Genomic DNA, 25,412 nt, shown 5'->3' with positions numbered 1-25,412 from the left:
GACACGGAGGGCGGCGTTCTCCCGCGTCGAGCTCGTCAGCGCGCTCGACGCGGGCACGGAGAGCAGCGTTCTCCCGCTCCAGTCCGTCGATGCGACCGTCGCGCCAGTCACGTGCCACGATGGGCGAGCTTTAGGCCGACCTCTGCAACCATGCAAGCAAGCGAACATATTGAGGTAGGTCGCGTTGAAGCATGTCGCGGCGCATCAGGCAGTCTGGGCGGTGGACGATTACAGCAAGGATAGCCACGGCCATTGAATCCGCCAAGGCCATTGAAGCCGAGGCCCGGAAGGTGTCGTCGTCAGTCGGATTCGACAGTGTAACCGCGCAGCACGGCCGGAGTGGCGGTGCAGATATCCCCGTCAGCTCCACCCACAGTGATAAACAGATAGCCGGCACCCAAGGGGTAATTCGAGTGCCATGCCGTGAGGTGGGTGCTCAAAATCTGGATGGCGTTTGCACCGGCGTCTTGCCTGGTCAATGAGGTGGCCTCTAAGCTGCACGCCGATCCATAGGTGTTGCTGTTGCGGGCAGCGTAGATAACACAAGCCTTCGCAGACGGCGGAGAGCAATCATACCATGACGCCGGATATGCCATCGTCAGATTGACGAACACCCTGCTGACATCTGCGAGTCCGTCAGGAAACCAGTTTAAAACGGGGCAGGTGTACGTTTGGCCGTACCATGTATATTGTTCTGGCGGCCAGACATACCCCTCGCACTCGAATCCTGAGTACCGATCAGCCTGGAAAGCCGCGGTATTGCTCGAGATGGTGGCGAGGGCGACGAGGACAATGCTGCTTGTGCCAAACATCTTCACGCGCATCGGTGTTGACCTTTCTGTTAGTAAGGATCCCCCGGCAAAGCCGGGGGCTTTCGGAGCAGAGGTGCCCCTCATCGACCCGGCTCTCCGTCTGCTCCGTAAGCGTTCGGAAAACCGAACCGAGGTGGCGGCGCAACTCTCCGTAGAGCACCTTGCGCCGGCACTTTGGGATGAACACGACGTGGTGCTTGCGCTCCCACTTCGTATGGTTGAGACTCTGGTGGTCATCCATCTGGAGCCCCTTTCGTGATGCTTGAGCCGCTCACGAGGGGGGCCGCCTTCAGGATCCCGGAAAATCAATCTTCGGCTGCCTCCCCGGCAGAGCCGGGGGATTTCTCAACGGATTAGGCTTTGACGATTCGGGTTGATAGCTACAGACAATCGGAGAACACGATCGACATCGGAGAGCCCTTGTTCTCGCCAGAGCCGAGCTTGCCCATGACCTGGATATTGCAGTTGACCGAGTACTTCGCTTCGGCGATGCGCTGGTTGTTTCGTATGGCGTCCTCCGCGCTGTCCCATTGGACGTTCGCGACGCACGTCTTCGATTTGCAAGCGAGCGACTCGACCTTGAAACCCTCTCTCTCTGACAGCGTGCCCAGCTCCGAGCGCAGCGCGCCCGCCGCGCGCGGCGCCCAGTCATGCTCCTCGGGCGCCGCTTCGAACGCGCGGAGCTTGGCCTCGAATTGCGCATTCGCGAGCGCGCCCGCCTCCTCGTCGTCCAGCGCCGGAGCCGTTCGCGCCGGCGACCTCGGCGAAGCGCGCTCGGGCCCCGGGGCGGACGCCGGCGGCGATAGGGGCGCGGCGGCCGTCTTGTAGGGGTTGCCGCCCTGCGGCGGCGACGTGTGAGCTCGTGATCCCGGCGCGTCGCGCCTAGAGCCCTGCGCCGCAGGCGTTCTCTCAGCGGACGCATATCCGGCTCTGCTGAGGCCGAGCATCAAGGTGGCACCGAGGATCGCAGCAGCGAGGGCCAACAGGCTGACTTTCAACGTGGACATGGACGTGTACTCCTGGCATCGTTCGGGGGTTCGCCGCGGGCGAGGGTAGACTCTTCTGGGTGCTGGTCCCAGACGGCCTGTGGCGGAACACCACCGCACGCTCCCGGCGGGCGCCGACCTGCGAGATGAATGGACTGGAGCGCCGCGGGCGGCTGCGAGGACCCTGATGCAGCGATCGAGCCAAGGGGCCAGGTCCGAAAAAGCCGCGACTTCCGCGGTGGGGGCCATCTCCAGCGTTCGATATCGTGACATGTCACGTGACATGTCACGTGACATGTCACGCGCAGACGGCCGACACGGCCAGCACTGCCTCGGGCTCCGGTGGGTGCCAAGATAGTTGGCCGTTGATTTGAACACACCCTCATGAGTGCTTTGGCCTCGTGCGTATGGGGGTTGAGGGGCACCGGGCCGATGGGCGTCCAGTTGCGAGCACGGCGGAGCAGGGGAGATCCTCGACGCGATCGCCAAGAACCTGCCGGCGCAGATCCTGGGTGGGGCGAAGGTGGGGAAGTCGTCGCTCTTGCGCTGGGCGGAGCGGCATGTGCCCGCGGGCCGGGCGGTGGCCTGGATCGATCCGGGCGTCGGCTTCTCGCCAGGGATGCTGGTCGCGGCGATCGCGCGGAAGGTGAACAAGCCCGAGGTGGCCGCACGGATCGAGCAGGAGGGGGCGACCCTGCGCGCGGCGGTGGAGCAGTTAGGGAGGCTCGGGCCTTACGCGATCAGGCAGGTTTTCCACGCCTGAAACGCCTGGGATTACCGCGACGTAGCACCAAGCGGAAGGCATCCTACCGTATCGCTGTACCCTGCTGGCTCTACCTGCCCGGCCCCCGTTTTCTGCACACCCCTTGAGTACGCCCGCGCTGACCGGGTTTCACCGAGCATCGTCCACGGCGGCACGCCGGGGATCCATGCTTGACGTCCGCCGCTCTCCTCCCAATGGACGCGTTGCCCAGCGCTCCCTCAAGGAGGTCCTGTTGAGCTCCACATTCGCGGAGGACGCGTACCCTTCACCCGATGAGCGCGCTCGGTTGCGCGAGAGCCTCACACGATCCCCGCCCGAGATCCCGCCCGTCTACTTCTACGACGATCTCGGGAGCGAGCTGTTCGAGCAGATCACCCACCTCGGGGTCTACTACCCGACGCGCACGGAGATCGGCATCCTCGAGCAGCGCGCCGGAGACATCCTGCGCGCCGTCCGGCCGCGGCGCCTCGTCGAGCTGGGCAGCGGCGCGGGCCGCAAGATCCGCATCCTGCTCGACGCCTGGCGGTGGGTGGGCGGCGGCGAGACGTGCACGATGCTGGACGTGAACGGGCTCTTCCTGGAGACGTCGATCAGCCGCCTCCGCACCGACTACCCGGAGTACACGTTCCGCGGCGTGATCGGTGATTTCACCACCGACCTGCCGCGGCTCGGCCGGGGCGGGGGGCGCCTCGTGGTCTTCCTCGCGGGCACCATCGGCAACCTCTACCCCGACGAGCGGCGCGCCTTCTTCCGCGAGGTCGCGCGCGTCATGGAGCCGTCGGACGCGCTCCTCGTCGGCGCCGATCTGGTCAAGGACACGGCCCGGCTGGAGGCCGCGTACGACGATCCGGAGGGCGTGACGGCGGCCTTCAACCGCAACGCGCTCCGCGTGATCAACCGGCGCTTCGGGGCGAATTTCGCGCCCGACGCGTTCGCGCACCGCGCCTTCTACGACGCGGCGCGGGCGTGGATCGAGATGCGCCTCGTGGCCTCGCGGCGGATGCGCGTGCAGATCCCGGCGCTCGATCTGCGGCTCGATCTCGAGCGCGGCGCCGAGATCCGCACCGAGGTGAGCTGCAAGTTCACGCGCGACTCGCTCCAGGCCTCGGCCCGGGCCGGAGGGCTCGTGGTGTCTTCGTGGCACACCGATCCCAACCAGCTCTTCGCGCTGGCCCTGCTCCGGCGGAGCGACGCGTGACGGAGGCCTCGTTCGAGGCGCTCCTCGCCGCCGCGTGGCGCCGCAGCGACGATCTGTTCGCGCTCGTCCCGGAGGCGTCGATGGGGCGTCGGCCCATCGCGCTGCGACACCCCTTCTCGTTCTACCTGGGGCACCTCCCGGCCTTCGCGTGGAACCAGATCGGCCGAGGCGTCCTCGGGCTCGGGCCCATGCGGAGCGATTTCGACGTGCTGTTCGAGCGCGGGATCGATCCGGCCGACGAGGACGGCGCCCGCATCGCGTCGAGGGACGCGTGGCCGGCGATCGCCGAGGTGATCGCGTACCGCGACGAGGTCCGCCGCGCCGTGCTGGCGCGCATCCCCGACGTGCTGGCGCGCGCCGAGGACGTGCTCGGCGCGCGGGGGCGGATCCTCCAGCTCGTGATCGAGCACGAGCGGATGCACCACGAGACCCTGATGTACATGCTCCAGGAGCACGGCGCCGCGCGGCGCCCCGACGGCGCGCCGGCGTTCGTGGGCGGCGGGGGGCGCGCGGCCGAGCCCCGGCACGTCCCGGCGGGCCGCGTGGTGATCGGCGCGGACTTCGAGGCGATCCCGTTCGGCTGGGACAACGAGTTCGGGCGCGCGGAGATCGATGTCCCGGGCTTCACCATCGACTCGTTGCCGGTGCGGAACGGCGATTACCTGGCCTTCCTCGAGGCGATGGAAGACGGCGCGCGGGCCGCGCTCACGCCCCGTACGTTCGTGCGCCGCGGAGGCGGGCTGGCGGTGAAGACGATCTTCGGGCCGGTCTCCTTCGAGGTCGCGTCGGGCTGGCCGGCGCAGGTCTCGGGCGAGCAGGCGCGCGCCTATGCAGTCTGGCGCGGTGGGCGCCTGGCGACCGAGGCCGAGCTGCGCCGCGCCGCGTTCGGCGAGCCGAGCGGCGGTGTGCGCGCGCGTCCGTGGGGGCACGCGCCGGGCGAGCCGCGTCATGGCCAATTCGGCTTTCGCGGATGGTCGCCGGTGCCGACGGGCAGCCACCCGGACGGCGCCAGCGCGTTCGGCGTCGAGGAGCTGGTGGGCAATGGCTGGGAGTGGACGTCCACGCCCTTCGCGCCCTTGCCCGGCTTCGTCGCGTACGCCCGCACGTACCCCGGGTACTCGGCGGATTTCTTCGACGGGGAGCACGACGTCGTCTTCGGCGCCTCGTGGGCGACCGACGAGGGGTTCCTCCGGCCGAGCTTCCGCAACTGGTATCGCCGGGACTATCCCTATGTCTTTTCGAGCTTCCGGGTCGTACGCGAGGAGCCACGCTCTCGGCGGCGATGATCGAGCTCGATCAGGTGACCAAGCGCTACGATGGGATCGCCGCTGTCGACAGCGTCTCCCTGCGCGTCGAGCCGGGCGAGCTGGTGGTCCTGCTGGGCGGGTCGGGGTCGGGGAAGACCACGACGCTGAAGATGACGAACCGGCTCATCGAGCCGAGCTCGGGTCGCATCCGCGTCGAGGGCGAGGACGTGACCACCGTGCCGCCGCACGCGCTCCGGCGCCGCATCGGCTACGTGTTCCAGCGGCTCGGGCTCTTCCCGCACCTGACGGTCGCCGAGAACGTGGGCATCACGCCGGCGCTCCTCGGCTGGGACGCGAGGCGCATCCGTGGTCGGGTGGACACGCTGCTGGAGCTGGTCGAGCTGGATCCAGCCGAGGTCCGCGATCGGCGGCCCGACGCGCTCTCCGGCGGCCAGGCGCAGCGCGTGGCCGTGGCGCGGGCGCTGGCGGCCGAGCCGGGCGTGATCCTGCTCGACGAGCCGTTCGGCGCGCTCGATCCGATCACGCGCGAGCGCCTCCAGCGATCGTTCGCGCGGGTGCGCCGGAGCGTGGGGTTCTCGGCGATCTTCGTCACGCACGACGTCGTCGAGGCGCTGCTCCTCGGCGATCGCGTGGGCGTCATGCGCGGCGGGCGCCTCCTGCAGCTCGCGCCCGGCCGCGAGCTGGTGCGCGCGCCGGCCGACGACTACGTGGCCGATCTGGTGCGCGGCCCGCTCGAGCAGGCGCGCGCCGTCGAGTCGCTGATCGCGGGCGCGCCCGCGCGAACGATCGCGGGAGGCGACGCTTCGTGAAGGAGCAGCTCGCCCTCCTCCCGCGCTACCTCGCCGCCCACCTTGGGCTCACGCTGGTCGCCCTGGCGCTGGGCGTGGCCGTGAGCGTCCCGCTGGGCGTGCTGGTCACGCGATCGCGCCGCCTGGAGGGGCCGGTGCTGGGCGTGGCGAGCGTCGTCCAGACCATCCCGAGCCTGGCGCTCCTGGCCTTCATGGTGCCCGTGCTCGCGGCCCTGGGCGCGCGCAGCATCGGTTACCTGCCGGCGCTGATCGGCCTCTTCCTCTACAGCCTCTTGCCGGTCCTCAGGAACACGGCGGCCGGCCTCTCGGGCCTCGATCCGGCGGTGATCGAGGCCGCGCGCGGCGTGGGGATGACGCCCCGCGAGCAGCTCCGCCGCGTCGAGCTGCCGCTGGCGCTCCCGGTGATCGTGGCCGGCGTGCGCACGGCGGCGGTGCTGACGGTGGGCACCGCCACGCTCTCCACGCCGGTCGGGGCGCCGAGCCTTGGTGACTACATCTTCAGCGGGCTGCAGACGCGCAACACCACGGCCGTGCTGATCGGCTGTGTGGCCTCGGCCGGGCTCGCGCTGGTGCTGGACGGCCTGGTGCGTGGCCTGCTCGCCGGCGTCACGCGCCACAGCCGGCGCCTCGTGCTGCTGTGTCTCGGCGGCTTCGCCGGGCTCGCGGTCTTCGCGGCCACCCCGGTCGTGCGCGCCCTCCTCGCGCGCGATCAGGTGTCCATCACCGTCGGCGCCAAGACCTTCACCGAGCAGTACATCCTCGCCGGCATCGTCGCCGGGAGGATCGAGCGCGTCGCCGGCGTGCCGGCGCGGACGCTGGGATCGCTCGGATCGACGGTGGTGTTCGACGCGCTGAAGAACGGCGAGATCGACGTCTACGTCGACTACTCGGGCACCCTCTGGGCGAACGTCCTGAGACGGAGCACGGAGAGCGCGGACCGCGCGTCGGTACTGGCCACGGTGGAGAGGGAGCTGCTCGATCGGTACAACGTCCACGTGGCCGCCGCGCTCGGGTTCGAGAACACCTACGCGCTCGCCATGCGGCGGGCCGAGGCCGAGCGGCTGGGGATCCGGCGCATCAGCGATCTCGGGGCGCGCGCGCGATCGCTGCGGGTGGGGGGCGACTACGAGATCTTCCAGCGGCCGGAGTGGCGCGCCATCGAGCGCGTGTACGGCCTCGCGTTCCGCGAGGCGCGGAGCATGGATCCGTCGCTGCTCTACGAGGCGCTGCGGGCGGAGCAGGTGGACGTGATCACCGCCTTCTCGACCGACGGGCGGATCATCGCCGACGATCTGGTGCTGCTGGAGGACGATCGCCGGGCCATCCCGCCGTACGACGCGCTCGTGCTGGTGAGCGATCGGCTCGCGCGCACCCGCCCGGAGGTGCTGGAGGCGCTGCGCGGGCTGTCGGGGACGATCGACGCGCAGAAGATGCGCCAGATGAACGCGGCCGTGGACGAGAAGAAGGGCTCGCCGGCCGCGGTGGCCGCCCGTTTCCTCGATGAATTGCGGCGCTGAATTCTTCTGCGCTGGGGCCCCCGCGGGCCGGCCGTTGGGGCTCGCACGTTTGGCGCGGCGCGATCGGCCTTGACGTGGAACGCGCGTTCCAAGGCCGTCGGCCCATGTCGAAGGGTATCGACGTCGTGGGTTGGCGCGGATGCGCCAAGCAGACGGAGCTCGGGGCGGATAGGAAAAGCAAACGCGTTCCGCAAAGCCAAGATTCTCGGAGCCGTTCCTGACTCGTGCAGTCCGACTGCACGAGCTCATTGACAGAACGGGCCTTATGCGATCAGGCAGGCCTTCCACGCCTGAAACGCCTGGGATCACCGCGACGTAGCACCAAGCGGAAGGCATCCTACCGTATAGCTGTACCCTACTGGCTCGGGCGCGCCCCGTAGATGGATCCCCGCGCGCGACCCTAGTCCGCAGCCGAGCTTTGACCAGACGGCACCGCGCCTCCTGGCGCACGAGCGCCTCGATACCTTCCGCGTGAGCGCACCGTTGAACAGTCTCAGAGCGGGCGGGCACTCACCGAAGTAGCACCGACGCCAGGTCGCCGGCCCGTCCGTAGACCTGGGTCGCCGGTGCTCTCACGCGCCAAGTCTCCCGCTGTTCTCGGGAGCTCGCGGCGCGCGTGCTTCTTCCACCCAATTCGACGGCGTTCTTCGGAATCTCGGTCTTCGACCGCCCTTCCGAAAAGCTGCAGATCAGCGCTCGATACCCTCGAACGCCGATTCAGGTCGCACTTTTGCCCGAGGAGCTCGCATGAATCGTAGTCGTTATTTGTTCTCGGCGCTGTCCTTCCTATCCGCTCTCGTGGTCGTCGCGTGCAGCGACGCCGAGAAGGGCAGCAGCGGCTCATCCGGCTCCGGTCCGGAGAACGGCAACGCGGAAGCGCTGCCGTGCGACGTCCACAAGATCCTCTCCACGAAGTGCCAGACCTGTCACGGGGCGTCCCCGAAGTTCGGCGCGCCGTTCCCGCTGGTCGACCGGAGCGATCTGGTCGCGCCCGCGGTGAGCGATCCCAACAAGAAGGTCTACGAGCTCGTCGCCGCACGCGCCCGCGACGCCGCGCGCCCCATGCCTCCGCCCCCAACCGAGCGCCTGACCGCCGCGGAGCTCGCGATCTTCGATCAATGGATCGCCGCCGGCATGCCGGCCGGTAAAGACACGTGCGTCGACCCGGGCGGCGGCGGAACCATCGACCCTCCGACCCTGAGCTGCACACCGGATGTCCTGCTAGCGCCGTCCGCGCCTTACGTCATGCCGAAGGACGTCCAGGACCAGTATATGTGTTATGGGGTCGATGTAGAGATCGGCCAGAAACGACACCTCGTCGGGGTCGTGCCCCGCATCGACAACAGCACCATTGTACATCATATCCTGCTCTTCAAGGCGGATGAGGCGTCTCCCTCGACGCCCACGCCGTGCAATGGGGGCGACATCATGGGGGCTCTTTTGGCCGTCTGGGCGCCCGGCGGCGAGGCCACGGAGCTGCCGCTAGAGGCGGGCTTCCCGCTGGAAGGCACGGCACACTTCACAATCCAGGTGCACTACAGCAACATCAAGGGCCTCGACGGGCAGCAAGACAGCACCGGCTTCGACGTCTGCACGACGACGGAGCTCCGCCCCAACGACGCCGGCATCTTCGCGTTCGGCACAGAAGACATCAACATCCCGCCTCACGGCTCGCTCGACGTGAGCTGCGATTACCAGTTCCCGCGGGATATGGGGGCGATTTCGGTAATCAGTGTTATGCCGCACATGCACATCCTCGGCAAGCACCTGTCGAGCAACACGGTGCCCACGGACGGCAGCGAGCCGAGCAACCTAGGGCTCGCCGATCCGTGGAACTTCGACAACCAGATCTGGTACGATAACGATACCATCCTTCGAGGCGGCGACACCGTGAGGACGCGTTGCGCGTGGGACAACCCGGGCAACCGTGCCGTGGAATTCGGGGAGCGGACGCAGGATGAGATGTGCTATAATTTCGTGATGTACTATCCGTCTCAAGAGATAGAGTTGACTACTCCGACGGACGACGTGTCCTGTGTGACGACAAAATAGACCAGCTCGTGCAAGACGCGCGGCCTGTGCCCAAGCGGAGGCGCGCGCCGTTCGGTGAGAGCGCTCGTAAGCCTGGCGAACAGGAGCACCGCGCGCGCCGCCGGGCGCCTTCGAGGGTCTCTTCGATCCGCGCGCCACCCCGAACGGCCGCGTCGATCGCTTCGCTTTCAGCGAGCGGATAGGACAAGCAAACGCGTTCCGCAAAGTCACGATTCTCGGAGCCGTTCCTGACTCGTGCAGTCCGGCTGTACGAGCTCATTGACAGAACGGGCCTTATGCGATGAGGCAGGTCTTCCACGCCTGAAACGCCTGGGATTACCGCGACGTAGCACCAAGCGGAAGGCATCCTACCGTATAGCTGTACCCTACTGAGCTCGTCCAAACGGCCGCCGTCGCGGTTCGCGGCGCGTCGTGATGGCCGGCGCACGCACCTCAGGGCAGACTTCCCCCCGGCCACGTCGTCGAGCAGCGTCCCTCCCTGTCGGTTTCGTCACGCGGGGTCCGCCGGGTACCGCGCGCGGCACTCCAGCGGCTCGGCGAACAGACCGAGGTGGCTCAAGATCTTCCTCGCCGTCGCCTTATCCGTGATCGCGGCCATGAGGCGCATCCGTCCGCTGCATCGCGGGCACGCGAGAACATCTACGGCGTAAGTCCGCCGCAAAAGCTTCGCCCATTCGACGCGAGGCGACGTCGCCAGAAGGAGCCCATCCAGCAGCCGATCAAGGTGCCGGACCGAGATCCCCTCCGACACGAATCCAACATCAGCCCACGGCAGCACAGCGCCCAGCGCAGTCGACACCCGCTCGCGCTCGACCTCGCCTTGCACCATCGTCAGCAGCGCCCCAACCGCCACGTCCCGAGCGCCTCGCTCCGACACTGCCGACGGTGTAGATGGCCTCGGAGATCCGCAGGAATCTAACCACGCAGATCCGCGGAAACGTGCCGCGCGCGTCCGCAGAAAAATGACCGCGGCGCCCGCGGAAATCTGACCCCGGGCGCCGCGGAAATCTGACCTGGCGTCGGCCGGGTCAGCGCTTCTTCGCTGCCGCGGGCGGCTCGGGGGCCTCCGGCCCCGGCTTGGGTCGCGCCTCGCTCATGGCCAGCGACTCCTTCTGCCGCCACGAGTCGGCGTCGATGTCGAGGATGTGGCAGTGCTGGACGAAGCGGTCGATCAGCGCCGAGACGCACGCTGCGCCCGGAAAGACCGTGCTCCACTGCTTGAACGGCAGATTCGTCGTCAGCACGAGCGAGCGGCTCTCGTGCCTGCGGCTGATGATGTTGTAGAGCAGGTCGGCAGACTGACGGCTGCACGGCAGATAGCCGATCTCGTCCAGAATGAGCAGCGACGGGGCCGTGTATTTCCGCAGCCGTCGTTCGAGGGCCGGCAGCGACTCCTGCTTGAGCAGATCGGCGAGGGCGGCCGACAGCGTCGTGAAGCGCACGGTATAGCCGCGCTGGAGCGCGAGCATGCCGAGGTTCTGGGCGAGCATCGTCTTGCCGACGCCGCTCGGACCCCGGAGCAGGATGTTGTGCCCCTTGGCGATGAAGTCGAGCGTCATGAGCTCCTCGACGAGCTCACGCTGGATCGTGCGCGGGTGGTTCCAGTCGAAGCGATCGAGGGGCTTGAAGGTGCCGATGGTCGCCGCCTTGGCGCGCGCGGCGAGATTGCGCTCGGCGCGCTCGCGGTGGGCGATGGCGGCGAGCTCCTCGAACGTCTGCACCGGCGACAGGCGCGCCGTGGTGGCATGCGCGATGAGCGCGAGCAGCGCCTCGCGCGACACGCGTACGCCGAGGGAGCGAACCAGCTCAGCGACGTCATCGTTGGGCATCGTAGGACTCCAGGTCGTGGGGGATCACGTCGCGATCGGGGACGTGGGCTCCGAGAGCGATGTCGACGGGGACAGGGCCGTTGGCGGCGCGGCGGCGCTCCTCGCAGAGCACGGCGAGGGCACCGGGATCGTGGGTGCCGCGGGCGATGGCCTCGCGCGCCGCAGCGCCGAGGATCTCGACGCCGTACAGGTCGAGAAGGCGCAGGGCCTTGGCCGTCATGAAGCCGACGTTGCGACCGGCCTCCACCCAGCGCTCTTGCAGGATCTCGAAGCCGGGGATCGCGGCGCCGAGCCGATCGCGCCCCTTGGCCTCGCGCGCGGCGCGCTTGTGGTCGAGCAGCTCGGCACGGTGCTCGGGCGCCTCGATGCTCTGGTGTCGTCCCCAGCAGCGCACGTGCCGCGCGACCTCCGTGCCGCCGTCCGAGAGCCGCACGGTCGTGTCATTGGCGACGAGCATCAGCGTCTTGCCGTGGTGGATCGACGGCGCCGAGTAGCGGTTTCCGTCGAAGTGCACGAAGGCGGTTTTGTCGACGGGCACGGGCTCGACGAGGTCCGTCTCCGGCAGCGGATCGGGCAGCGCGAGCAGCCGCGTCCTCTCCTCCGCGAGCACCTGGTCGACGCGCCGCTCAGGCCATCGCGGGTGCGGGCGCACGTTGGCGATCTCGTCGAGGAAGACGAGCAGCTCGGCGTTGCCACGCTCGAGGTCACGAATCGTGCGCGCGGCGAAGAAGCGGTCGCGCAGGAAGCGAATCGCTCGCTCGACCTTGCCCTTTTGCTGCGGTTTGCGCACGGCGCAGAGCCGCGGCGCGACGCAGAGCTGACCGGCGAGCGCGAGCAGGTCCGGGTGGAAGCGCACGGCGTCGCCGTGGCGCTCGAGGACAACGGTCTTGGGATTGTCGAAGAGCCATTGTCTCGTCGCGCCGCCGAAGTAGCAGCACGCGCGCACGAGCGAGCGGCGAAGCGAGCTTGCGGACAGGTCGAGCACGAGCTCACCCCAGATCGCGCGCGAGTACGACAGGACCATGACGAAGGCCCAGAGTTGGCGCGTGCCGCCCGCGACGCGCAGCTTGCCGACGTAAGCCCAGTCGACCTGGGCCTGCTCGGCGATGAGCGGCTCGACGCGGAGGAAGGCCTCGCTCTTCGGCGCCGGGCGCACGAGCCGAACATGCCGTCGCACCGTGCGCACACTGCCCTCGTAGCCGCGCTCCACCAGCATGTCGTACAGGCGCGTGGCGCGGAGCCGAGGATACTGTGTCAGCGTCTCGATGACGAAGGCCTCGTAGCCGCGCAGCGGCAAAGGCACCTCGCTCACCGCGGCATCCGCGTCGCGAACGACGGGCCGCGAGCGCGCCCCCTTGCCGAGGCCGAGCACGCGCTCGACGGCGTCGTGGTGCAGGCCGAGCTGCGTCGCGATGGTGCCGATCTTCCAGTGCTCGGCGAAGTGCAGGCGGCGGATCTCCGCCTCCTTGGCCTCGTCGATCGTCATCGACCGAGGCTCCTGCGAAGGCGATGCTCGCCGCGGAAGTTACCGAGTCCCGGCAGGCGTTGCCCGCGGCGGGGCGGGGCGTCCATGAACAGAGGCTCGACGACGTAGTGCAGCGTCGCGCGCGCGACGCCGAGGCCGTCGCACAAACCCAGCGCGAACAAGATGTCCTCGGACTCCGCAGAAACGACAGCACGGACCCTCTGGTCGTGCCAGAGCGCCATTGACTCGCACAGCATCGGCCCGGCGAACCGATGCGCCGGCGTGGCCACTGACCGCAGCCGGGCCTTCATCACCTCGTCGGGCCCCTGCGTCAGCAGCACCCGCGTCTCCTGCGGCGTCGCGGAGATCGTCATCACCAACTCGTCCATCCCTCGACTCCTGCGGGCCGGCGACGGCCACGTCGTCCTTCGACGTCGGCGCGCCGATCCGCGGGCATACGCTGGCGGATGCGGGCAAGTTGTCGGAACCGATATCCATCACGCGCCGGCCCCGTCGGGCGCGGTAGACACGCTGGCGATCACGGTGATCGAGGCGCCCCTCGTGGGAGCTCTGGTGCCGCAGCCGAGCCGCGCGCTGCGCCCGCTGGCGAGCCGTGTCGCGGCAGCCGCTGCCGCAGTAGAGCTGCCCTCGATCACACCGGCCGCAGACGAAGAAGATCACGGCGCAGAGCCCGCAGCGGGCGAGCCGGAAGCTGTCTTGCACGAGTCCCCGGACCAGGGCGCCGGGAAGTTGCCCTCGGCGGCTGGGTCGTGCGAGACAGGCCGAACATCGGTCTGTCGCCGATCCCCGGAAGGCCCTGGTCGCTACCCAGGGCCTTCTTCTTTCCAGCGCACCGCTTGGGCTCGATCTCTACCGCCGCGCCTCGCGCTGGCGAACTTCCCGGCCGCCCGCGCTCGCCCCAGGCGTCACGAGGTGAGGGGCAGAAATCTGCGGATCGGGGGGACCATCAACAACGGCGCCGCCTCGCTTCGCTCGTCTCCTCTGCGCGACGGTTTCGCCATGCCTCTCGCCCGTCCCTTCTGCGCCTGCCTCGTCGGCATGGGCGTGATGGTCGTCTTCCCCCCGGGGTCGTCGGCAGCTAGATCGTGGCCTCGTCATCCCTCAGAAGCCCATCAATCTTGCTTCGACGCGGAGTCCGGTCAGACCTGGTCAGAGTGGGAGATCGGTACGACAACCGACGGTGAGCCGAGCACCTTCCGTGGCGTGGTGATCTCCACCGCGCGCGACGGCAAGATGGCGTGGAACCGCTTCTACTTGGATGAGGTCGTCGACCGCTGACGGCAGCGCCCGATCTTCTTCCGCGTCCAGGCCGTGTGGCCCATGCGCGCAGGAAGATTTCCTGTATCGACGGAGCTGCTGCCGGATAGCTCGTCGTCGAGGTCAGAAGGTGACGCACGTGACGGTGATGTCGCCGTTGGCGTCCGCGCTGCACTGGAGGACATCGAGGCACTCATTCGACTCGTCGACGCACCCATTGCAGCTGGCACTGTCGCAGCCCTGGGGCAGGTCGCGACACTCGTGCTGGGGGAACCCGCAGCCGTCGGGATGGTTCACGATACATATTTGAGCCGCCTTCTCGCAGAACAGTTCGCCGCACGCGAAGCGCCCTTGGGGCGCGGGCCCACAGTTTCCGAGGCTCGAAGTGCCCACGCCGGCGGAGTCCGCGAGACACGCGTTGTCGTAGACCTTGCCGTCGCAGCCGCAGACAGGTGGACCGCCCAGGCCGCTGCATGAACCGGGCACAGCACAGTAGCCCTCCGTCGGGCAGTGTTCGTCGGGCGGGCTCGTCCCGCACGCATGGTCGCGGAACAGGCAATGCGACCCCGGCTCGCAAGGCCCATTCATCCCGCACGCCTCGCCAGCTGCCTCCGAGCCGGAGCTCCCGCTGGCGCCGGCGGTCGACGTGGAGCTCGGGGTATCCGCAACGGAGCTCCCGCTGGCGCCGGCGGTCGACGTGGAGCTCGGGGTATCCGCAACGGAGCTCCCGCTGGCGCCGGCGGTCGACGTGGAGCTCGGGGTATCCGCAACGGTGACAGAGCCGCACGCCGCAAGCAGTGCGGCCGTCAGCAGCGCGACGGTGACAGCAGCCAATGATCTTCGCATCGATGATTGGTGTGGCATACGTTCGCCCCAGGCAAAGCCCGTGCCAGACACGTCGTGCCCCGATCTCCGTTGGTTCTTCATCTGGCGCGCGAGGCTCGTGTCGACTTGTGCCGAAGTTGGCCATGGCACCCCCCAGTGCCTCCAGAGGGTGTCCACCCCCTTCCGCTCGATTGATCGAGTGCCTCGGAAAGCCCATTTCCCCCTCAGTGCCTCCTGCCCCGGATCGCCCCGTCCCGAGGGATCTGGTGCTCTTTTACTTTTGCTGCGGAATCCTGCCCAAAGGCACCGCCCGCGGTGCGTTCGGCTACGTAGCGACCACGAACTCACCCCGGACTGTCTTGTTCCCCCTCACCGCCCTCCTCCTCGCCCCAAGCCTCGCCGCCTGCTCGAGCGGCGAGACGCCGCTCGACACACCCATCGAGGCGCCCGCCGAGAACTGGACCTGGGTCCCGTTCAGCAACGCCTTCTGCGCCAACGGCGATACGACCGGCATCGGCGTCAACCTGACCAGCAAGAGCAAGCGCGTCGTCGTCTATCTCGAGGGCGGCGGCGCCTGCTGGGACGAGGACACCTATTATACGCTGGGCGCGAGCCAGCACGTCGCTTCGGGCTACGGCGAGGACGAGCTCGCCGCGGATTTCACCGATGATCTCCCCACGTGTCGTCGATCCTCTGGCACCGCTGGATTCTGACGAAGTCCCGCCGGTCTGGGAGCGGCTACCCTCGCGCCGTCGGCGGCTCCAGACGCGCGGTCGTCAGACCGCGCTGGCGGGCAACGCTGCTACACGTGCGGCATCGTGCGCAGCCCCAGGCGTTCGGCCGTCAGCGCGCGGTAACCGCGGCCTGCCCCACAGCGCGCTCCGACGAGCCGCCCGCGCATGGAACGGCCGCGCACGGGCGACGTCGTGCAGCTCCAATCCCGACAGAGAGAGTGCCGACGGCATCCCCAAGGAGGAGGAAGCGATCTGGCGCGCGCTGCGAACCGTCGCGCTCGAGCGTGCTGGCTAGAGCTCGTCACGTCGAAGGGTGGCGGGCATGAACGCGACACCTCGCGCTCGACACGCTACGCGAGTGTCAAGCGACAGTAACTTTGGCTCTCCCGCACTCTTGCTGAAGGTGCTCTGTTGAGCTCGCTTGGAGTTGCGTGGGCCGCGGGAGAGGCGCACCTTGCGCGCTTGCTGGTTCACCGACGTCGCAGGCGACCGAGCATATCGGCGATGGTCGAGCGGACCCCTGAGTTGTTGAAGTGTCCGAGTTCCCGTTTTGTCTTCCTGCCGCAGACCTGATGCTCGAGCGTGTGCACAGTCAGGCGGGAGCACTGGTCGTGGAGTTGCGCGCCACGGGTTCCGAAGCTCTCTGCCCGACCTGCGGACGTGCGGCGCACCGTGGCCAGAGCCGCTACCGGCGCACCCTGGCCGACCTTCCCTGCCAGGGGGTACCGGTGCGCTTGCACGTGCTTGTCCGGCGCTTCCGGTGCGAGCAGACCGACTGCTCCCGGGCCATCTTCTCCGAGCGGTTGCCCACGCTCGCCCCGCCACGCGCACGCACAACGACGCGGGTCCACGAGTTGCTGACGCGCATGGGCGTCGCGCTCGGTGGCGAGGCCGCGGGACGGCTGTTACCAGGGCTCGGCCTAGTCGGGAGCGCCGATACCATCCTTCGGCGTGTGCGCCAGGCGGCGCCCGTGCCTGCGCCGCCCCCGCGTGTCGTGGGGGTTGATGATTGGGTGATCCGGCGCGGGCACCGCTACGGCACCATCCTCGTCGATCTCGAGCGGCGCGCTCCCGTTGACCTGCTTCCCGACCGCACAGCCGATACGCTCGCGCACTGGCTCAGGGAGCACCCCGACGTTGCCGTTGTTACACGGGACCGCGCCGAGACGTATGCGCAGGGCATCCGCGAGGGGGCGCCCAACGCCGTGCAGGTGGGGGACCGGCGGCACCTTCTCAAGAACGTCGGTGATCTGCTCGAGCGGGTGCTTCAGCGATATCGTGGCGCCCTCGACAAAGCCGCTGCGCGCGCCTGCGCTTCGACGTCGGCCTCCGCAGCTCCGCCGACACCCGCAGCGCACTCCGACACGATGGCGGGCGTGGTCCACGAAGCGACCGAGCAAGACGGTGCCGTCGCCGCGGCGGCCGTGCCGCTACGCGCCTCGACCACACCGACGAAGCGGCAGCAGATCTACGCGCAGGTGCACGCGCTGCATGCCCAGGGCCTCTCGGTTTATGCGATGAGCCAGCGGACCAGGCTCTCGCGACCCACGGTGCGCAAGTATCTCCGCGCCGACATATGTCCAGAGCGCGCGAAACGTCGCACCAAGATCGGAACCCGGACCGATCACGACAATTATCTGCGAACGAGATGGAACGATGGCTGCCGTGATGCGGCGGTGCTCTTTCGTGAACTCGTTGAGCAAGATTTCCGAGGCACTCTGCGGACCGTCCAGCGCCACGTCGCCTCGTGGAGACGGGGTGACGATCCGCACGAGCCGGCACATCGCGCGCCGCCGTGCGCCGTAACATCGACAGGGATGCGCGCGCCATCGCCCCGCGAATTGCGTTGGTGGCTGCTGTCGACCGCCGCCGCGGCGAACTCCGATCCGGTGAAGCCCGAGCTGAACCCCGACCAACGTCGCTACATCGATCACCTGCTCGATGATTGCCCCACGATCGCCGCAGGCCAGCGTCTTGCCCAGGAATTCACCCGGCTTGTCCGCGCCCGCAACGCTGCTGCGCTTCTGCCATGGCTGGAGCAAGCCAAGGCGAGCTCGCTGGCCGAGTTTCGCGACTTCGCCTCGAGACTCTGCCGCGACGAGCGTGCCGTTAAGGCCGCGCTTGCCGAGACGTGGAGCAACGGGCAGACCGAGGGACAGGTGACGAAGCTGAAGATGCTTAAGCGCCAGATGTACGGCCGCGCCAGCGTGGGGCTCCTGCGCCAACGATTGCTCCTCGCGGCGTAAGGCGGCATTTGGGGGCCTACGGCCCGCCTGCAGCCAACCCGCGAGGCTCAAGATACGGTCCCCGGAGACCGGGGACGCCAACCGTCGGCGACGGCAGCCGGTCCGTCACGTTCCAAGGAAGACCTCGCTTCCCTCCTTCAGCAAGAGTGCGGGAGAGCCATTTTTACTGACGCTCTACAGGAGTAGACGTCGTATACCGCACGCCGAGGGCGACTACGTCGGGCAAGATGTCCACGGGATGGAGACGAACCCAGATGCGGGTGCCCCTCGAAGCTGCCTGGGCGCGATGCTTGGATGTCGAGTCAGCTCGATTCTACGAGAGGAAGGCTTCGATCTTGTCCTGCTCCGGACGATGCCACACCTCCACGATCTTTCCATCCCTGACCTTGAATACCACGGCTTCAATCATATCCAGCTTCGCCTTGTCACGGCCAGCCGTGACGCGCTGCCAGGAGAAACCGTAATTACCGCTCGCGGCGACGGCGATCGGCTCGACCCGGAAGGCTTCTCCCATCTTCTCCAGGACCTCGCTCATGAACGCCAACGCGGCGTCGCGACCCTGTATGTCTCCGGCGAGCGGACCCTTCCCCGGGAAGTGCCAGACGACATCCGGATGGATGTACTCGTTCAGCGTGTCGATATCACCTTTCGCAAACGCGTTGCGCACAATGCGGTAAATCTCGGAAGTTCCAACCTTCGGCATCGACTCACCCTCCCTCGTGCCTCTTCGGGCTCATGTTGACGATTGCAATTGTGTGGTCCTAGGCCTTGCCTTGCAAGGGATCGTCCGCCAAGCGCTAGCCGCGCTAGGAGCCCTTGCGGACGCCAGGGAATCGAACCATGATTAGCCCATGATGACCGCGGCGGAGGGCCTGGTCGCGCTCCTCGACGAGGACCTGGGGGTGAAGCAGGCATTCGGAGTGATCGGGGGAAATATTGCCTGCTTCTACCGAGCGCTCGCGAAGAGCTCGATCGAGGTGCTGCAATGCCGCCACGAGGCTGGAGCAGCGTTCATGGCGACGGAGGCATCCCTCGCGATCGACAGGCCATCAATAGTATTCAGCACCTCAGGACCTGGCTTGACCAACGCCATGACGGGCGCCCTCGCGGCCCGCTGGGAAGGTGCGCAGGTCATCCTCGTATCGGGAGCGACGTCGCCCGCGCAGCGCGGGCGATGGGCAATCCAGGAGACGGGCGGTAGCGCGATGTGGGATGTCGATCGACTCGGCACGAGACCGTTCTTCGATTATGCGGCGAGCGTCGAACGCTCGTCGGATCTCGCCCAGATCGGAGTGCGTCTCGCGGCCGGGACGCGGTGTCCCTCCGGCTTCGTCGCGCACATCAGCCTTCCCATGGACGTTCAGTCGGCGCCCATCGAACGCCCGCTGTGCCCATTCCTGGCTCCGATGGGGTCATTCTGCGACACCGATGTTGCGACCTTCTGTGGTCGACTTCTGGCAGGCAGCAAGCTCGTGATCTGGATCGGATTCGGGGCCCGCCGCGCCTGGCGCGCTGTCCGTGCTCTGGCCGAGCTCACGGGCGCGCCCGTCATGTGCTCGCCTCGTGCCAAAGGCATCTTCCCGGAGGACCATCCCCAGTTCCTCGGCGTCACGGGGCTCGGGGGGCATTCGTACGTCCAGCAGTTCCTGGGCTCGGAGAGACCGGAGTACGTGCTCGTCCTCGGGTCGCGCATCGGGGAAGCCACCTCTTTCTGGTCGCCGTCCTTCAGCCCGACCCGTGCCTTCGTCCACGTGGATCTCGACCTTCGAGTGTTCGGCGCGGCCTACCCGTGCACCCCGACGATCGCGGTGCAGGCAGAGATCGATGCCTTCGTCAGGACGCTGATCGAGCGCTGGCCTCCCCTCGCTCCTCGCGCCTCGCCGCCGCCTCCGCGCCGCGCGCCGCCGCTCCTCCCTCCGCGCGCGACAGGGATGGTCCGGCCCCGCTACCTGATGGACGCGATCCAGCGCAAGATCGTCCTCGCCACGGACGCGATCGTGATCGCCGAGAGCGGCAATGCCTTCGTGCTCGCGACTCACTGTCTCGAGTTTGCGCGGGCCCGGAGGTATCGAATGAGCTCGGGTTTCGGCTCGATGGGACACGCTGCCGCGGGCGTCGTCGGGGCCGCGCTGGCGACTCGCGCGAAGGCGGTCGCCCTTGTCGGCGATGGCGCGATGCTGATGCAGAATGAGATCTGCACGGCCGTGCGATACGGCGTCCCCGCGGTCTGGGTGGTGCTCAACGACGCGCGCTATGGTATGGTCGAGCAAGGCGCGCGTGCGCTCGGTTGGCCATCATTCGAGACCGCGATCCCGCGCGCCGACTTCGTGATGATCGCCCGCGGGATGGGCGCCGATGGGGTGCGCGTCGAGCGCGAGACCGAGCTCGACGCGGCGCTCGACGTCGCGGTTGCGGCCGGCGGTCCGTTCGTGGTCGACGTGATCGTCGATCCTCGCGAGGAGGCGCCGTCCTACGGACGAAACGACAGCTTGATGAATCAGGGCATGGGCCGCAAGGGGGGACAGGGGTCATGACGTCACCCGTGGGCATCAAGTCACTGGCCGTGAGCTACCCGCACCACGTCAGGACGAATGACTACGTCCGCACGAGATACCCCCGAATTGTCGAGGCGGTCGAGCGCAAGACGCTGCGGACGCCCTGGAGCGCGGCCGCCGACACAGAACCGGCGAACGCGTTCGACAGAGCGCTTTCGCAATATCGAGACGACCCGTTCCGCGGCACCGTGGAGCGCCGAGCCTTGGCCGCGGGAGAGAGCGTCCTCTCGCTCGAGGCGCGCGCGGCACGGGATACGCTGGGTGCCGCGGGCGTGGCTCCGACCGACGTCGACCTCATGATCGTGAGCTCGTTTCTTCCCGATCAGATCGGCGTCGGAAACGCAGCATTCTTGGCTCGCGAGCTGGGAGTGCGCGGCGCGGCATGGAACCTCGAGACGACGTGCTCCGGCGCGCTGGTTGCGCTCGAGAGCGCGTGCGCGCTCGTACAGACTCGGCGGTACGCGACCGCGCTCGTCGTAGTATCGTGCTCGTACTCACGGACGATTGACGAGGCCAGCGTCCTCTCGTGGCCCGCCGGAGACGGCGCGGGCGCGTTCCTGATAACGCACGTGCCGTCCGGCGAGGGGCTGCTTGGCATGAAGACGATCCACACGGCGGAGACGTGCGGCATCTTCTTCTACGAGCTCTCGACCGTCGGCGCGGCGGCCCGGATCCGGATGGGGTGCGACGCGCGCGCCGGGGAGGTGCTTCGCGAAACTTCCGAGGTTTACCTGCGCCGGTGCTGCGAAGGCGCCGCCAAGGAGGCCGGTCTCTCGCTCAGCAATATCGATTTCTTCGTGTTCAACACCCCGACGGCGTGGTTCACCTCCTTTGCCACGGAGGTCCTCGGGATCGCGCCGTCGCGCACCGTCAACGCCTATCCGCGCTACGGCAACATCGGTCCTGCGCTCACGACAGCCAACCTCTACCTCGCCGCCAGCGAGGGACGCTTGAAGCGTGGAGACACGGTTTTGCTCTATTCGATCGGGAGCGTCTCGACAGCGAGCGCAGCGGTGATCCGGTGGGGAGACGTGAGGCTCGGAGCGGCGCCGGAGCCCGGGCTGATTGGCTAGTCGGACGCGCCCGAGATTCTCACGAAATCAGCTCGAGCTTGCGTAGCCGTGCGTTGCGAGCGCGCGTTGCCGGGCCGATCGACGGATGTTATCGTGCGCCGCATGAAGATCGCCATCGTGGGACCTGGCGGTATCGGCAGCACGTTCGCCGTCCAGCTCGCGCGAGCGGGGAACAAGGTAACGGTGATCGCTCGTGGAAAGCGGCTCGAGCAGCTGCAGCGGGACCATGCCATCGTGAGCGCCGCGGGCGATCGCGCCGAGGTCCAGGTGAGCGCCGCCCTCGACACGAGCGCGGCGTGGGACCTCGTGCTCGTGACGGTGCTCGCGCACCAGGTGGACGCGGTCCTGCCCGCGCTGGCCGCCAGCGCAGCGCGGGCGGTGATGTTCACGTTCAACACCTTCGAGTCGCTCGACCGTCTGCGAATCGCGGTCGGCTCGGCGCGCTTCGCCTTCGGCTTCCCCGCGATCCTGGCGACCCTTGATGACGGCAAGCTGACGTCGAAGATCGTCACCCGAGGCATGGTCACCACGGTGACGGACGCTGCCTGGGCGAAGGTCTTCCCCGCAGGCTGTGGCTGTGGAGTGAAGGCGGCGCCTCTGATGCGTGGATAAATGGTTGATATAGCGTCGCTTTTCCCGGAGGTGGTGGATCGCATAAAAGAATGTTCTGTCAGCTACAGCATGGCTGTACGAGACGCGAGCAGCAGCGAGGGCTTGACTTTTCGGAAGCCGTTTGCTTGTCCTAGCCCCATTTCTGCAACGCCCCATAAGTGATTGCACTGAAGCTGAAGCCACTGGCGTCATCCTGGTAAGGCGCCACGGCAAGGGTGACGATGTGTCGCAGACGTGCGTCTGCCACCGCGGCCACGCAGTCGCATCTGGTGAGCGTCAGCTACACGCCTCAACGAGGGTAGGGCGCCGATGCTGCGGCTTCTGCCTTGTCACCGGCGACGCGCCGAACCCGATGCGTGACCCCCTGATGCCAGTCTCGCCCGGATCCCGCTGGCACCCCGCCGCACCCACATCGTCTCACTTTTTTGCTGTCGCCGCCTTACGCCGCGAGGAGCAATTCAGCAAGAGTGCGGGAGAGCCAAAGTTACTGTCGCTCTACAACGCCGCAGGGTTCTCAAGGCGGATGATCAAGGGCGACGGTCGCCTGAGATCCTGCCAGTTTGCAGCCTCATGGGGCCACCTGACGGCGTTTTTTGCAGGGTCATGGGGCCACCCCAATTGCAGGAGGATGGGGCCACCCGCGCGGGGGCGTGACCCAGTTTTTTGCAGGGTCATGGGGCCAGCTTCCGAGGTTTTTTGCAGCCTCATGGGGCCAGCTCGGGACGCCGCGGTCGGGATCTGAAACGGGCTCCTTGCGACGACGGCGCGGGTCGCCGTCGGAAGGAGGCCGATGCCCTACCGAGAGCTGATCATGGTTGACATCAAGGAGATGCTCCGCCGTCGTGCGGCGGGTCAGAGCGCGCGTCACGTGGCGCGCGAGACGGGGTTCGACCGCAAGACGGTCGGCAGGTACTTCGAGGCCGCAGCGACGCTGCCACTGCCGCGCGGCCGCGAGCCGACGGACGAGGAGATCCACGCCATCGCCCAGCGTGTACAGGCGCGCCCGGTGCCCGACGCGAGTGAGGAGTGGCAGCAGATCGGCGCGCATCGCGCGAGCATTGAGGCCTGGCTCACCCAAACTCGGCCGCTGAAGCTGCGGAAGATCCACACGCTGCTCAAGCGCGACCACGGCGTCAGCGCGAGCTACTACACGCTCCGACGCTTCGCCAAGGAGGAGCTCGCGTGGCGCAAAAAGACGCCGACGGTTCGCGTCGCGGACACCGAGCCCGGCGAGGTCGCGCAGGTCGACTTCGGCCTGATGGGCAGGCTGTTCGACCCGACGACGCAGCGGGTTCGCAACCTGTGGGTGCTGGTGGTGACGCTCGCGTACAGCCGCTACCAGTTCGTGTGGCCGTCGTTCGAGCAGACCACAGCGGCGGTGTGCGCGGGCCTGGATGCAGCGTGGAAGTTCTTTGACGCGATGGCACGAGTGATCCTCCCGGACAACATGAAGGCCATCGTGCTGCGCGCCGACGAGCTCGCCCCGGTGCTCGTACCCGCCTTCCTCGACTACGCGCAGACGCGCGGGCTGTTCGTCGATGCCGCGCGCGTCAGGTCGCCCAAAGACAAGGCGCGGGTAGAGAACCAAGTCGCCTACGTGCGGGAGAGCTGGTTCGACGGCGAGTCGTTCACGAGCCTCGACGAGGCGCGCACGTCCGCCGAGCGATGGTGTCGCGACGTCGCCGGCGCGCGCGTCCACGGCACGACACGCGAGGTGCCGCGCGAGGTGTTCGAAGCGCGCGAGAAGAGCGCGATGAAGCCGGCGCCGGCAGAGCCGTTCGACGTGCCGCACTGGACTGACGCGAAGGTGCACCCCGATCATCACGTGCAGGTGCTCCGGTCGCTCTATAGCGTGCCTACGCGCTACGTCGGCAGCACGGTGCGCGTTCGCGCCGACAGCGTGTCGGTGAGGATCTACGCCGGCACGGAGCTCGTGAAGGTGCACGCGCGCGTCGCGCCGGGCAAACGCGCAACCGACCCGAGCGACTACCCCGCGGGCAAGGACGTCGCGGCGGTGCGTGACGTGGCCTCGCTCGTCGCGAGCGCGAAGAAGTGCGGTGCGCACGTCGGCATCTACGCCGAGCGGCTGCTCGACGTGCCGCTCCCCTGGACGCGCATGCGGCTCGTCTACGCGCTGCTGCGGCTGTGCAACAAGTTCGGAAGCGGGCGTGTCGAGGCGATTTGCCAGAGCGCGCTCGCGTTCGATGTCGTCGACGTCCAGCGCGTTGCGCGCATGCTCGAGACGGCGAAGACGCCCGCATCACCGTCGACCGATGAGCGCAAGGTCGTTGCGCTCCCCACGCCGCGGTTCGCGCGCAGCACCGAGCACTTCGCGACACGCACGCCGGCGGCTGCCGCGGCGAAGGAGGAGGCGTGATGAGCTCCAGTGACGTCGACCCTGCGCTCGTCACGGCGCTCAAGTGTTTGCGTCTCGGCCGCATCGCCGCGACGCTACGCGAGCGCCTCCTGCTCGCCGAGAAGCAGTCGATGGGACACGAGGAGATGTTGCTCATGCTGCTGACCGACGAGATCGCGCGCCGCGAGGCGAGCGCGACGGAGAGCCGCGTGCGCGACGCCGGGCTCAATCCCAGCATGCGTCTGGAGCTCTGGGACAAGACCGCGAAGGTCAGCTTCGACAAGCGTCTGCTCGGTGGGTTCACGAGCCTGCGCTTTCTCGAGGAGCACAAGCACATCGTCATTCTCGGCTCGGTCGGCGTGGGTAAGACCTTCCGCGCGAACGCGTTCGGACACCTCGCGTGCCAGCACGGCTACAGCGTGCGCTTCTTGCGCGCGGACGCGATGCTGCGCAGGCTGCGCCAGAGCAGGCTCGACAACTCACGCGACGCCGAGATGGTCGCGCTCACGACCGTCGACCTGCTCATCCTGGACGACTTCGCGCTCGAGGCGATGAACAAGGAAGAGAGCCGCGACGTGTACCAGCTCTTCCTCGAACGTACGGGCAATGCATCGATGATCGTCACGAGCAACCGCGATACAGCCGAGTGGATCGCGATGTTCGACGACGTGCTACTCGCGCAGAGCGCCGTCGATCGGTTCAAGAACGCGGCGTTCGACTTCATCATCGAGGGCGAGTCGTACAGGCCACGGCTCAAGCCGAAGCTCGACGAGACCAACACGGCTCCGCCACTGCCCGCGCGCAGCAAGCCGCCAACCCACCCACGCAGCAAGCGGCGATGACCGCTGCGGCCCCGGCGACGAGGTCACGCCCGGGGCCGCGCCTCTGACCCCTCGCTCCACTCGGCGCGCCTGGCCCACCCTCGTCGACGTGACCGCGGGCGCCGCCGGGGGCGGGGTGGACCTTCCTGCTCGTGAGCGTCGCGGACCCTGCACGGGAGCCTACAGGGGGCCTCGGTGGCCCCATGACCCTGC

General features: G+C 67.9%; 22 protein-coding genes and 1 pseudogene. 14 read left to right on the top strand and 9 right to left on the bottom strand.

Features of this window, described 5'->3' with window-relative positions:
• Positions 1-299 precede the first annotated feature (299 nt).
• The 3 genes and pseudogenes from WME73_RS39475 to WME73_RS39465 form a co-directional block, all read right to left on the bottom strand.
• Entirely contained in the window at positions 300-824 is a 525-nt protein-coding gene (locus WME73_RS39475; RefSeq protein WP_437748154.1) for a hypothetical protein, read from the bottom strand.
• Between the two features lie 58 nt (positions 825-882).
• Positions 883-1,053: pseudogene (locus WME73_RS39470) on the bottom strand (transposase); the annotation flags it as partial.
• A gap of 139 nt (positions 1,054-1,192) precedes the next feature.
• Positions 1,193-1,819 carry a hypothetical protein gene (locus tag WME73_RS39465; protein WP_437912975.1) on the bottom strand — a complete coding sequence of 209 codons (627 nt, stop codon included), beginning with the start codon at positions 1,817-1,819 and terminating at the stop codon, positions 1,193-1,195.
• Between the two features lie 502 nt (positions 1,820-2,321).
• On the opposite strand from WME73_RS39465, the gene WME73_RS39460 reads away from it, so the two are divergent.
• The 6 genes from WME73_RS39460 (at position 2,322) to WME73_RS39435 (ending at position 9,405) form a co-directional block, all read left to right on the top strand.
• Complete coding sequence (locus WME73_RS39460; protein ID WP_437912974.1) at positions 2,322-2,561, top strand: hypothetical protein; 240 nt, start codon at positions 2,322-2,324, stop codon at positions 2,559-2,561.
• Between the two features lie 232 nt (positions 2,562-2,793).
• Positions 2,794-3,759, top strand: a complete 966-nt coding sequence (egtD, locus tag WME73_RS39455; RefSeq protein WP_437912973.1) for an L-histidine N(alpha)-methyltransferase — start codon at positions 2,794-2,796, stop codon at positions 3,757-3,759.
• Positions 3,756-5,045 (top strand): SUMF1/EgtB/PvdO family nonheme iron enzyme, encoded by a 1,290-nt coding sequence (locus WME73_RS39450; protein WP_437741398.1) that lies wholly within the window; start codon positions 3,756-3,758, stop codon positions 5,043-5,045. The genes egtD and WME73_RS39450 overlap by 4 nt, the downstream gene beginning before the upstream one ends.
• Positions 5,042-5,836: an ATP-binding cassette domain-containing protein gene (locus WME73_RS39445; RefSeq protein WP_437912972.1), complete on the top strand. Its 795-nt coding sequence runs from the start codon at positions 5,042-5,044 to the stop codon at positions 5,834-5,836. Before WME73_RS39450 ends, WME73_RS39445 begins: the two co-directional genes overlap by 4 nt.
• Entirely contained in the window at positions 5,833-7,353 is a 1,521-nt protein-coding gene (locus WME73_RS39440) for a glycine betaine ABC transporter substrate-binding protein (protein ID WP_437912971.1), read from the top strand. Before WME73_RS39445 ends, WME73_RS39440 begins: the two co-directional genes overlap by 4 nt.
• A 747-nt stretch (positions 7,354-8,100) precedes the next feature.
• Positions 8,101-9,405, top strand: coding sequence for a peptidylglycine alpha-amidating monooxygenase (locus tag WME73_RS39435; RefSeq protein ID WP_437912970.1), 1,305 nt, complete (start codon positions 8,101-8,103; stop codon positions 9,403-9,405).
• A 490-nt stretch (positions 9,406-9,895) separates the two neighbouring features.
• Here the strand turns inward: WME73_RS39435 and WME73_RS39430 are convergent, their stop codons facing one another.
• The 4 genes from WME73_RS39430 to WME73_RS39415 form a co-directional block, all read right to left on the bottom strand.
• Positions 9,896-10,258, bottom strand: a complete 363-nt coding sequence (locus WME73_RS39430; RefSeq protein WP_437912969.1) for a hypothetical protein — start codon at positions 10,256-10,258, stop codon at positions 9,896-9,898.
• A gap of 175 nt (positions 10,259-10,433) precedes the next feature.
• The gene (gene istB / locus WME73_RS39425; RefSeq protein WP_437740573.1) at positions 10,434-11,234 is read right to left on the bottom strand and encodes an IS21-like element helper ATPase IstB; all 801 of its coding nucleotides are present in this window, start codon (positions 11,232-11,234) and stop codon (positions 10,434-10,436) included.
• Positions 11,221-12,720, bottom strand: a complete 1,500-nt coding sequence (gene istA, locus WME73_RS39420; protein ID WP_437740574.1) for an IS21 family transposase — start codon at positions 12,718-12,720, stop codon at positions 11,221-11,223. Before istA (WME73_RS39420) ends, istB begins: the two co-directional genes overlap by 14 nt.
• Complete coding sequence (locus WME73_RS39415) at positions 12,717-13,088, bottom strand: hypothetical protein (RefSeq protein ID WP_437307435.1); 372 nt, start codon at positions 13,086-13,088, stop codon at positions 12,717-12,719. The genes istA (WME73_RS39420) and WME73_RS39415 overlap by 4 nt, the downstream gene beginning before the upstream one ends.
• Positions 13,089-13,719: 631 nt before the next feature.
• On the opposite strand from WME73_RS39415, the gene WME73_RS39410 reads away from it, so the two are divergent.
• Positions 13,720-13,998, top strand: a complete 279-nt coding sequence (locus tag WME73_RS39410) for a hypothetical protein (RefSeq protein WP_437912968.1) — start codon at positions 13,720-13,722, stop codon at positions 13,996-13,998.
• Between the two features lie 102 nt (positions 13,999-14,100).
• Here WME73_RS39410 and WME73_RS39405 read toward each other — a convergent pair whose 3' ends face one another.
• Positions 14,101-14,274, bottom strand: a complete 174-nt coding sequence (locus WME73_RS39405; protein ID WP_437912967.1) for a hypothetical protein — start codon at positions 14,272-14,274, stop codon at positions 14,101-14,103.
• A gap of 887 nt (positions 14,275-15,161) precedes the next feature.
• Between WME73_RS39405 and WME73_RS39400 the strand changes: the two genes are divergently transcribed.
• Both WME73_RS39400 and WME73_RS39395 read left to right on the top strand, forming a co-directional pair.
• Positions 15,162-15,515: a hypothetical protein gene (locus WME73_RS39400; RefSeq protein ID WP_437912966.1), complete on the top strand. Its 354-nt coding sequence runs from the start codon at positions 15,162-15,164 to the stop codon at positions 15,513-15,515.
• A gap of 554 nt (positions 15,516-16,069) precedes the next feature.
• A complete protein-coding gene (locus WME73_RS39395) occupies positions 16,070-17,782 on the top strand; it encodes an ISL3 family transposase (RefSeq protein ID WP_437912965.1) in 1,713 nt (570 codons plus the stop codon).
• Positions 17,783-18,095: 313 nt separating this feature from the next.
• Here the strand turns inward: WME73_RS39395 and WME73_RS39390 are convergent, their stop codons facing one another.
• Positions 18,096-18,485, bottom strand: coding sequence for a nuclear transport factor 2 family protein (locus WME73_RS39390; protein ID WP_437912964.1), 390 nt, complete (start codon positions 18,483-18,485; stop codon positions 18,096-18,098).
• Positions 18,486-18,633: 148 nt separating this feature from the next.
• Between WME73_RS39390 and WME73_RS39385 the strand changes: the two genes are divergently transcribed.
• The 5 genes from WME73_RS39385 to WME73_RS39365 all read left to right on the top strand — a co-directional run bounded on the left by WME73_RS39385 (position 18,634) and on the right by WME73_RS39365 (position 25,220).
• Positions 18,634-20,316 carry a thiamine pyrophosphate-dependent enzyme gene (locus tag WME73_RS39385; protein WP_437912963.1) on the top strand — a complete coding sequence of 561 codons (1,683 nt, stop codon included), beginning with the start codon at positions 18,634-18,636 and terminating at the stop codon, positions 20,314-20,316.
• Entirely contained in the window at positions 20,313-21,410 is a 1,098-nt protein-coding gene (locus WME73_RS39380) for a 3-oxoacyl-ACP synthase III family protein (RefSeq protein ID WP_437912962.1), read from the top strand. The genes WME73_RS39385 and WME73_RS39380 overlap by 4 nt, the downstream gene beginning before the upstream one ends.
• 102 nt (positions 21,411-21,512) lie before the next feature.
• Positions 21,513-22,022, top strand: a complete 510-nt coding sequence (locus WME73_RS39375) for a ketopantoate reductase family protein (RefSeq protein ID WP_437912961.1) — start codon at positions 21,513-21,515, stop codon at positions 22,020-22,022.
• Between the two features lie 811 nt (positions 22,023-22,833).
• Positions 22,834-24,399, top strand: coding sequence for an IS21 family transposase (gene istA, locus WME73_RS39370; protein WP_437912960.1), 1,566 nt, complete (start codon positions 22,834-22,836; stop codon positions 24,397-24,399).
• Entirely contained in the window at positions 24,399-25,220 is an 822-nt protein-coding gene (locus WME73_RS39365; protein WP_437912959.1) for an ATP-binding protein, read from the top strand. The genes istA (WME73_RS39370) and WME73_RS39365 overlap by 1 nt, the downstream gene beginning before the upstream one ends.
• Positions 25,221-25,412: the final 192 nt, after the last annotated feature.

The sequence above is a fragment of the Sorangium sp. So ce302 genome, from assembly GCF_051530145.1.
GTDB classification, from domain to species: domain Bacteria; phylum Myxococcota_A; class Polyangia; order Polyangiales; family Polyangiaceae; genus Sorangium; species Sorangium cellulosum_B.
Note: the sequence above shows the minus strand (reverse complement) of the source record. Positions and strands in the feature narration are given on the sequence as shown.